Below are 9,643 nucleotides of genomic sequence, written 5' to 3'. Positions count from 1 at the left end.
TAAACTGAGCTTAAGGCATTACAATTCACAGATTGCAGAAACAATGGCAGCTATTAAAGCAATGAACAAACTTACCAAGATAGGTATGACTGAAACCTACAAAGTGGCCTGAAATAGGGCTGTATTACTGATGTTTTGTCTATGGAGTGAATTGATCAACAGAGCCAGTGCAACGCGCATTTGGCCTTTATGATGTGAGCAATGGCGCAATAAAACACATTTATGGCAAATTAGGATTTACAGATTCCGTTGAGTATCCTGAGCCCATTCATTTTAGTAATTTCATATACAGAGAAAGCCGGAAACCTGTGCAATGGGGTGTAATTGAATGGGATGCAATAAATATTGCTCATCACGATCAAACGTTCTTGGAAATTGTGCGTCAACATGCGTGATAACATCGCTTCATCGACGCGCATCTGATACTCTGCTGCCAATTTTAGCGCAACGTATTTCTGTGGAATTAAGATTTATGTCCGAACAGCCAAACAATCCGCTACACGGGTTAACCCTTGAAACTATCCTCACCAAGTTACAGGATAAATTCGGCTGGGATGGCCTTTATGCTCGTATTCGCGTGAATTGTTTTGTGAGCAATCCAAGTATCAAATCTGCATTAAAATTTTTGCGTAAAACCCAATGGGCGCGAGACAAAGTAGAAGCACTTTACATTCACACCTTTGCATCCGCAAGCTCAACGCCCCCGCCTCAGCGCCCGCGCTTTGATAAAAAATCGTCAATGCCAAAAGCGGAAAAATCCCCATACCAATCTTCAGTTGCTAATAAGCCTAAGTGGCCGGATTCCGATCGTACAGATGCAAAGAAAGCAGAATCAAAAAAATCAGATTCAAAAACGAGCAACCCCCCCCCCACTAACGTTTGGACCATGAATAGATGAGCCCTGAACAAATGAACCTTGAAGCCAGAGTAGAGCAAGCTGAAAATACACCAAACGTTGCTATTTTTGTGGATGTGCAAAACGTGTATTACACCACGCGCCAAATTCACAAACGTAATTTTGATTACAACCAATTTTGGGCGCTAGCAACCCACAATCGAAACGTCACTCAAGCCTTTGCTTACGCTATTGACCGAGGCGACCAAAAACAAAAAGAATTCCAAAATATTCTTCGAGCCATCGGCTTTGAAGTCAAACTCAAGCCTTTCATTCAACGTTCGGATGGCTCAGCCAAAGGCGATTGGGATGTTGGCATCACTATAGATGCACTAGAATACGCCGAACAAGCCGACATCATTGTTTTAGTGTCCGGCGATGGTGATTTCGATTTGCTTGCCAACAAGCTCCGCCTAAGCAAAAACAAGCGTGTAGAAGTATATGGTGTCAAAGCCCTAACTTCCGCCTCGCTAATTAATGCCGCTACTGCATATTACCCGATTGAGGGAGCGTTGCTGCTTTAAGGGCAGGATAAAATGGGAAGAGGGTATGTGCCTACTATTCCCAATTGGCTTTCCTCGCTATATTACGAGTAAGAATTCCCCTCAAACACCTTCCCAAAAGCCAAAACATTTTGGAACTGTCTACCATTTAATTACGTCTTGGCGTTAGGGTGCAAAACGCAAGTACGCTGGCTTAAATAACAATATATAGGTAAATAACCTGCCATAAAATAAAGAAACTTAGGTAGAAAAATGACAATACAAACGCAACTCACAAAGCGCAGCACGGCGAGAATGACTTCCGTGATGATGGCGTCAATCGCCACCTTATTTTTGATTTCGGGTTGTGCAAGTAACGGCAATAGCAAAAACTCGAATGAAGCCGCATCAAACGAAAAAACTCAAATGAAAAAAACCACCGTGCCGGGTGATAAAGGCAATGTGATAGGCAACTCGGTATAGTTTTGCCTATTAAGCCCTCAGCCCAAGAAGGTGTGGATTGAATTTACAACCCACGTTTTCGTGTACGTTTGAAAACCAATAAACGCTATTGATAAGCACCCGTTAGCACGAGCAAAGAAGCCGCTAACATAAATCAGCAAACCCGCTGCGCGTGACAACTTCCTATTGCATCAAGTGCAAAACACTTGTTTACTACGCAAGCATGACGTATTCCAACCCCATTTCCCGCGCAGTCCAACAAGGTTAAGGAGCCTAATGTTGATTTCATTGATAAGACGCCCATTTAACAAAACGCCGACTTTGCAAAAACATACAAACCGTTTCCGCTTACCGAAGAACCACTCGGCTATAGCGACCGTAGCGCCCAGCAAGCTATTTGCCGCCTTGTTTGCGCTTACCGTTTTAGCAAGCTGTGCCAATAATCCTTACGAGAATTTCAAGGGTGAAACGCTCATTCAACCACTTCCATTACCCGAAAGCGATTGGCAAGTAACCCAACATGAAACCGAATCAGGCAACATCATTGAAACCCGCTGGAACAAAGATGCTTCGCAAGATATGGTGCAAACGTTCGTGATGCGGGATGTCGCTAACGCATCCTTGGAAACACTAAAAGCCAACGACGACAACCTAGGCAAAGCCAGTTGTGATGAGCACTTTCAAAGCCAAGTGCTTTCTGATCATCAGCAAAATGGGTATCCACAATTAACATGGTTTTCTGAATGTGAAATCGGTGCGGGCTTGTATATTAAAACCCTCCACAAAAGCATTTTAGGCAATGACTCCCATTATTTATTCAAGCGCATTTTCCGCACGCCACCTAAGCCTAAGCAATGGCAAACATGGCTAGATTATGTAAACCGCATTCAAGTGTGTGACAATCGTACCAAAGCGCATCCGTGCCCGAGTAATTTCCCTATAAAAACAGGGGATTGAGTAATATATTCAGCTCAGCACGTTTCACTTAAGGCGAGTTTCACTTTATTTACCAAGAAAACTCGCCTCTCCCTTGCGTCACCTGTGTGGCTCAAGGATAATACCGCGCATTTGCGCAAACTTTTTCAACAGCAGTATTTAACGTTTAATGACTGAATTTCTTCTTCTCCTTATTAGCACTGTTTTAGTGAATAACTTTGTCTTGGTACAGTTTCTTGGGCTGTGTCCGTTTATGGGCGTCTCCGGCAAGTTAGAAACAGCGATTGGCATGTCGATGGCAACCACCTTTGTGCTGACCATTGCCTCCATGTGTAGCTATTTAGTGGAGCAATACATTTTGGCTCCACTGGAAATTCAATATTTGCGCACCTTAAGCTTTATTTTAGTGATTGCCGTTGTGGTGCAATTTACTGAATTAGTTGTCCACAAAACCAGCCCTGTTTTATACCGTTTACTCGGTATTTTCTTACCATTGATTACCACCAACTGCGCCGTACTTGGCGTGGCGTTGCTAAACGTCAACAAGCAGCACAATTTTGTTGAATCCATTGTGTATGGATTTGGCGCGGCTGCTGGCTTTTCCCTTGTATTGGTCCTCTTTTCTGCACTTCGCGAACGCCTAGCGGTTGCCGATGTTCCCACCCCCTTTAAAGGCACAGCCATCGCCATGGTCACGGCAGGGTTAATGAGTTTGGCCTTTATGGGCTTCACAGGTTTGGTGACATTGCCATGACGTTATTTGCTATTTTTGCCATTGCCATACTCGCCCTGCTATTTGGCGCATTACTTGGTTTTGCCGGTATTCGCTTTAAGGTGGAAGGCGACCCCATTGTTGAGCAAATTGACGAACTTTTGCCACAAACTCAATGCGGTCAATGTGGTTATCCCGGTTGTAAACCTTACGCAGAAGCTATTGCAAACGGCGAAGAAATTAACAAATGCCCTCCGGGCGGCGACGCCACCATCAAGAATATTGCTAATTTGTTAGGCGTTGAAGCCAAACCACTTAATGAAGCTCACGGCGAGGCAGATGTTAAAAAAGTCGCTTATATTCGAGAAGATGAATGCATTGGCTGCACTAAGTGTATTCAAGCCTGCCCGGTTGACGCCATTGTCGGCGCAACCCGGCAAATGCACACCGTGATTATTGATGAATGTACCGGCTGCGATCTGTGCGTTGCCCCCTGCCCCGTTGACTGTATCGATATGGTGCCAGTGAAAGAAGACAGCAAACATTGGCGCTGGCAGTTAGACAGTATTCCCGTCAAACAGGTTAAGTAGGTAAACCCGTGAACAGTATTATTGACAGGATCAAACAAAACCGACTTTGGGACTTTGCTGGCGGCGTCCATCCCAAACAGTTTAAGTCGTTATCGAATAAGCATGAAATTGCCGAAGTCGGCTTACCGGAAACACTCTATATTCCATTGAAGCAGCACATTGGTGTAGAAGGCAAACTCAACGTTGGCGTAGGCGATAAAGTGTTGAAAGGACAAGCGCTTACGCACAGTACCAACCCCTTTGCCGTTCCTATCCACGCCTCAACTTCCGGTGAAATTGTCGCCATTGACGAACATGTTTCAGCCCATCCTTCCGGCAAGCCCGAAACCACCGTCATACTGAAACCTGATGGATTGGAAAAGTGGTGCGATTTGTCGCCATTGAGCGACTACCAAACGTTGCCAAAAGCAACCGTGGTTGAACACCTATGTAACGCGGGAATTTCCGGCATGGGTGGCGCAGGCTTTCCAACACATATCAAAGTAGGTTCAGAAAAGCCTATTCATTACTTAGTCATTAACGGCATTGAGTGCGAACCGTATATTACTTCGGACGATCGCCTTATGCGAGAGCATGCTTGGCAAGTAAGGCAAGGCATTGATGTATTGATGCATTTGCTGCAACCCGAATTTGCCATTATTGCGATTGAAGATAATAAGCCTGAAGCCATTCAAGCCATGCAAGTAGCCTGTCAGGATGCCGATAATTATCTGGTGACTTCGGTGCCCACGAAATACCCCGCTGGCGGCGAAAAGCAACTGATAGAAGTGCTAACAGGCCAGCAAATTCCCAAGGACAAACATCCTATTGATGTGGGTATTGTGATGCAAAACGTTGGCACTTGTTTTGCCATTGCCGATGCGGTGTTTGCCGGGAAGCCGTTAATTCAACGTGTTGTTACGCTTACCGGTAAAGCGCTCAAAGCGCCGCAAAATGTGTGGGGATTAATCGGCACACCGATTTCACACTTGCTTGAGGTGGCGCAGTATCAAGCAAAAAAACAAAAAGCCCCGCGCGTGATTATTGGCGGCCCGATGATGGGCTTTACTGCGGCGTCCACCAAGGTGCCGATTGTAAAAATTAGCAACTGCTTATTAGTGCCAGCAAACAAAGAGTTGCCATTACCGCAAGACGAAATGCCATGTATTCGCTGTGGCGCATGCGCCGATGCCTGCCCAGCCGGTTTATTGCCACAACAACTGTACTGGCACGCTAAGTCCGGTGAACTCGAGAAAGCGCAGGCGTTTAATCTTGCCGATTGTATTGAATGCGGTGCCTGTGCCTTTGTTTGCCCAAGCAATATTCCACTGGTTCACTACTATCGTACGGCAAAAGCCGACATCAAAATAGCGCAAGAAGAAAAGGAAAAGTCGGATCGCTCCAAAGCCCGTTTTAATGCGCGTCAGGAACGTTTGGAACGAGAAAAACAAGAACGTGAAGAAAAGCGTTTGCAGTCAGCAAAAGCCCGAGAACAAGCTAAAGCAGCAAGAGAAGCGCGTAATCAAACTCAAGAAGTCGATAACGCTTCACAAGAAGCGTCACCGCAAAGTGCGCCCGTTGAAAACAAAAGCGATAAAGTCGCTGCGGCTATTGCTCGAGCCAAGGCTAAAAAGGCGGCGAAAAATGCTCAAGATGATGCGCCAGCAACAAATTCAAGCGAGAAGACTGACGATAATCGAGCAAAAGAAAGTGCTGGCAAATCAACGCCAGAACCAACTACCGGGCAATCAAAAGATGAACGCGTTGCCGCCGCTATCGCAAGAGCCAAGGCCAAAAAGGCAGCGCAAAATGCTCAAGATGATGCGCCAGCGACAAATTCAAGCGAGAAGACTGACGATAATCGAGCAAATGAAAGTGCTGGCAAATCAACGCCAGAACCAACTACCGGGCAATCAAAAGATGAACGCGTTGCCGCCGCTATCGCAAGAGCGAAAGCTCGTAAATTAGAAAAAGAACAAGCAGCGAAGGAAGACGCGAATAAACTCACCGCAGAAACGGCCTCCGTTAAGGAAAAACCCGCGCCGAAAACAGAAGTAACGGCTTCACAAGAAACACCGGTTAAAGATGCGTCAACGCCTAAAGTGACTCAAAAGCCAAGCGCAAATGAAACCGAGGAGGAGCGCCAAAAGCGCGTTGCCGCCGCCGTAGCCAAGGCAAAAGCCCGTAAAGCTGAGCGAGACAAAGCCAAAGCACAACAAGAACACCAAAATAATTCGTCAAATTCAGGAGAGCACTAATTCATGTCACTGTTTATGACAAGCTCACCGCATCAACATGTAAAACGCAGCACTGCCACAATTATGCGTTTAGTCATGCTCTGCACTGTTCCCGGCATTGCCGCCCAAACCTACTTTTTTGGTTGGGGTACGTTAATTCATGTGGCGATTGCCTGCACCGTTGCCGTTGTTACCGAAGCCTGTATTTTAGAGCTGCGCAAGCGCAATATTGAATTGGCGATTAAAGATAGCTCCGCGCTGCTTACTGCGCTATTACTCGCCATATCCATTCCCCCTTTTGCGCCGTGGTGGGTAACGGTCATTGGCAGCTTCTTCGCTATTGCTTTTGTGAAACAACTTTACGGTGGATTGGGCTTTAACTTGTTTAACCCCGCTATGGCCGCATATGTCGCCCTGCTGGTGTCATTTCCGGTGCAAATGACCGCGTGGACACCGCCAGCTCAATTAGCCGAACAAAACCAAAGCATGATGGACATCATCTCGATTATTTTCACCCAATTCAGTGAAGAAGGCTTTAGCGTTACCCAAATGCGCGCAGGAATAGATGGCTTCACCATGGCCACACCATTAGATGAAGTGAAAACCGCATTGAACCATAACCAAACCCTAACGGAAGCCTTCAGCGCCGCGCAATTCACTAGCATTAACGGTTTCAACCCATGGACATGGGTGAGTTTATCCTACTTGCTTGGTGGCTTAGTGTTATTACAGCAACGTGTGATTTCTTGGCATATTCCGCTTTCCATGCTGGGTGGTTTAGTGGTTATCGCCAGTGTCTTCTATCTTGTGGATGCCGATCATTTCGCCTCCCCCGTTTTTCATTTAGTCAGCGGCAGTATGATTATGGGCGCGTTTTTCATCGCGACAGACCCAGTAACCGCTGCCACCAGCAATAAAGGACGCATCATTTTCGGCGCCAGTATTGGTTTGTGGGTTTACATTATCCGTAACTGGGGCGGCTATCCCGACGCCATCGCTTTTGCGGTAGTCATCATGAATATGGCAGTGCCAGTGATTGATTATTACACCAAGCCGAAGGCTTATGGTCACGATAAACAGCGCACGCATTCGCTTAATAATCAAAATGGAGGCGCAGAATAATGCTTTCCAATGTGATTGTTAAACATGGTTGGTTATTAGGTGCATTTGCGCTGGCCACTTCTGGCCTAATTGCCCTTACTCATACGCTCACTAAAGGCAAAATTGCAGAGCAGGAACAAGCCAAACTGCTTAGCACGCTAAATAAAATCATTCCTGAATCTGGATACAACAACGGGTTAAGCAACGATTGCATATTAGTGTCGGATGAACGTTTGTCTGCACGTCAAGCGATGCGTGTTTACCGTGCAAGAATGGATGGTCAGCCGTTTGCCTTGGCAGCAGAAGTTATCTCTCCAGATGGTTACAACGGCAACATAAAAATGCTGGTTGCTCTTGTTGACAACCAAACTCTGGGCGGCGTGCGTGTACTCTCTCACCAAGAAACACCGGGACTTGGCGACAAGGTAGAAGAGCGTATTAGCGATTGGATTACTCAGTTCAATAACCTGCCCGCAGAAAACGTATACGACAGTGTGTGGGCCGTGAAAAAAGACGGTGGTCAATTCGACCAATTCACCGGCGCGACCATTACCCCCCGTGCCGTGTTAAAAGGCACTAAAAACGCCGTCACCTATTTACAGCAGTCGTGGCAAGCGTCTTTCCAAGAAACTGACGCGAACGGCAACCCTTATCCGGTTTGCGGAGCAACATCATGAATGCAGAAATAAAAGAACTCACATGGCAAGGCTTGTGGAAAAATAACGCCGCACTCGTGCAACTACTAGGGCTTTGCCCTTTACTGGCCGTTACCGCAAGCGTTATCAACGGCCTTGGCCTTGGGCTGGCCACCACCTTGGTATTGCTTGGCTCAAATTGCACGGTTTCAGCAGTTCGTCATTTCGTTCCCAAAGACATTCGCATTCCCGTGTTTGTCATGGTGATTGCTGCCTTTGTTACCATTGTGCAACTGCTCATGAACGCTTTCACATTCAGCCTATACCAAGCCCTTGGCATTTTTATTCCGTTAATTGTGACCAACTGCGCCATTATTGGCCGCGCCGAAGCTTACGCCTCTAAAAACCCCGTTAAACTCGCCGCCGTGGATGGCTTAATGATGGGCGCAGGGTTCACCCTAGTATTGGTGCTGCTTGGGGCAATGCGAGAATTGCTTGGCAACGGCACCTTATTAAACGGCGCTCACTTACTGTTGGGCGACTGGGCAAAAGTGCTCAAAGTAACGGTATTTGAAACCGATAGCCCTTTCCTTCTGGCCATTTTACCGCCGGGAGCCTTTATAGGAATGGGATTAATTATCGCGCTGAAAAACGTGCTAGATAAACGCATCGAAAACCTCTTTGAGCAACCCGAAGCAGTGCAGGAAATCCAAAGAGCGCGCGTTACCGCAGCCAACATGACGGACTAACCACGCATTATGAACAAAGAAAAACGCCTCGAAATTCTTACGCGATTACGTGATGCGAACCCGCATCCAACAACCGAATTAAACTTCAGTACTCCCTTTGAATTGCTGGTTGCCGTTACCCTTTCTGCACAAGCCACCGATGTTGGCGTTAACAAGGCCACGGACAAACTCTTCCCCGTTGCCAATACGCCAGAAGCTATTTATGCGCTGGGCGTGGATGGCCTAAAGGAATACATCAAAACCATTGGTTTATACAACGCCAAAGCAGAAAATGTGATTAAAACCTGCAAAATCTTAATTGAAGAACACGGCTCACAAGTCCCCGAAAATCGCGAAGCCTTAGAAGCCCTGCCCGGCGTTGGAAGGAAAACGGCAAATGTGGTTTTGAATACCGCCTTTGGCTGGCCGACTATCGCCGTGGACACCCATATTTTTCGGGTTTCAAACCGCACCAAATTCGCCATGGGCAAAAACGTCGATCAAGTGGAACAAAAACTACTAAAAGTTGTGCCCGCTGAATTTAAGGTTGATGTACACCACTGGCTAATTCTTCACGGGCGCTACACCTGCGTCGCCCGCAAACCCCGCTGCGGTTCCTGTATTATCGAAGATTTGTGCGAGTTTAAGGAAAAAACGGAATAATATTAATTCAATATCTGATCGCATAGAATTTGAATATACTACACGGCTAAAGCCTGATACAAAATTCAAAGCTTCGCAATATCCCAAAGCTTCATCCCAAAGCTTAGCAATGAGTTTTGCTTTAGTTTATGCACCCACGGATAAACTCGAGCTGTTCTGTTACTTCGTGACTTCCACATAAAAAAGCAGTTATAGGAATTAGCAAATTTCCACCTATATCAAC

General features: G+C 46.4%; 11 protein-coding genes and 2 pseudogenes. All 13 read left to right on the top strand.

All coding sequences use genetic code 11. The features are described from left to right. Positions 1-112: pseudogene (locus HJG39_RS15785) on the top strand (IS5/IS1182 family transposase); the annotation flags it as partial. A gap of 55 nt (positions 113-167) precedes the next feature. Continuing rightward, entirely contained in the window at positions 168-395 is a 228-nt protein-coding gene (locus HJG39_RS15780) for a hypothetical protein (protein WP_268410499.1), read from the top strand. 77 nt (positions 396-472) lie between these two features. Continuing rightward, positions 473-685, top strand: a pseudogene (locus HJG39_RS15775) (VF530 family DNA-binding protein); the annotation flags it as partial. 224 nt (positions 686-909) lie between these two features. Beyond that, positions 910-1,419: a LabA-like NYN domain-containing protein gene (locus HJG39_RS15770; RefSeq protein WP_268410505.1), complete on the top strand. Its 510-nt coding sequence runs from the start codon at positions 910-912 to the stop codon at positions 1,417-1,419. A 231-nt stretch (positions 1,420-1,650) separates the two neighbouring features. Beyond that, positions 1,651-1,860, top strand: coding sequence for a hypothetical protein (locus HJG39_RS15765; RefSeq protein WP_268410497.1), 210 nt, complete (start codon positions 1,651-1,653; stop codon positions 1,858-1,860). A 255-nt stretch (positions 1,861-2,115) separates the two neighbouring features. Further along, entirely contained in the window at positions 2,116-2,796 is a 681-nt protein-coding gene (locus tag HJG39_RS15760) for a hypothetical protein (RefSeq protein ID WP_268410495.1), read from the top strand. Positions 2,797-2,944: 148 nt separating this feature from the next. Next, positions 2,945-3,529: an electron transport complex subunit RsxA gene (rsxA, locus tag HJG39_RS15755; RefSeq protein ID WP_268410493.1), complete on the top strand. Its 585-nt coding sequence runs from the start codon at positions 2,945-2,947 to the stop codon at positions 3,527-3,529. Then, positions 3,526-4,077 (top strand): electron transport complex subunit RsxB, encoded by a 552-nt coding sequence (gene rsxB, locus HJG39_RS15750; RefSeq protein ID WP_268410490.1) that lies wholly within the window; start codon positions 3,526-3,528, stop codon positions 4,075-4,077. The genes rsxA and rsxB overlap by 4 nt, the downstream gene beginning before the upstream one ends. An 8-nt stretch (positions 4,078-4,085) precedes the next feature. After that, entirely contained in the window at positions 4,086-6,314 is a 2,229-nt protein-coding gene (gene rsxC, locus HJG39_RS15745) for an electron transport complex subunit RsxC (protein ID WP_268410489.1), read from the top strand. A gap of 3 nt (positions 6,315-6,317) precedes the next feature. Continuing rightward, entirely contained in the window at positions 6,318-7,415 is a 1,098-nt protein-coding gene (gene rsxD, locus HJG39_RS15740) for an electron transport complex subunit RsxD (protein ID WP_268410487.1), read from the top strand. Continuing rightward, complete coding sequence (rsxG, locus tag HJG39_RS15735) at positions 7,415-8,071, top strand: electron transport complex subunit RsxG (RefSeq protein WP_268410485.1); 657 nt, start codon at positions 7,415-7,417, stop codon at positions 8,069-8,071. The genes rsxD and rsxG overlap by 1 nt, the downstream gene beginning before the upstream one ends. Further along, a complete protein-coding gene (locus HJG39_RS15730) occupies positions 8,068-8,778 on the top strand; it encodes an electron transport complex subunit E (protein ID WP_268410484.1) in 711 nt (236 codons plus the stop codon). The genes rsxG and HJG39_RS15730 overlap by 4 nt, the downstream gene beginning before the upstream one ends. 9 nt (positions 8,779-8,787) lie before the next feature. After that, positions 8,788-9,420, top strand: coding sequence for an endonuclease III (gene nth / locus HJG39_RS15725; protein WP_268410483.1), 633 nt, complete (start codon positions 8,788-8,790; stop codon positions 9,418-9,420). Positions 9,421-9,643 lie beyond the last annotated feature (223 nt).

The organism is Alteromonas sp. a30 (genome assembly GCF_026788005.1).
Lineage (GTDB): Bacteria > Pseudomonadota > Gammaproteobacteria > Enterobacterales > Alteromonadaceae > Paraneptunicella.
This window is presented reverse-complemented; position numbering and strand designations above follow the sequence as displayed.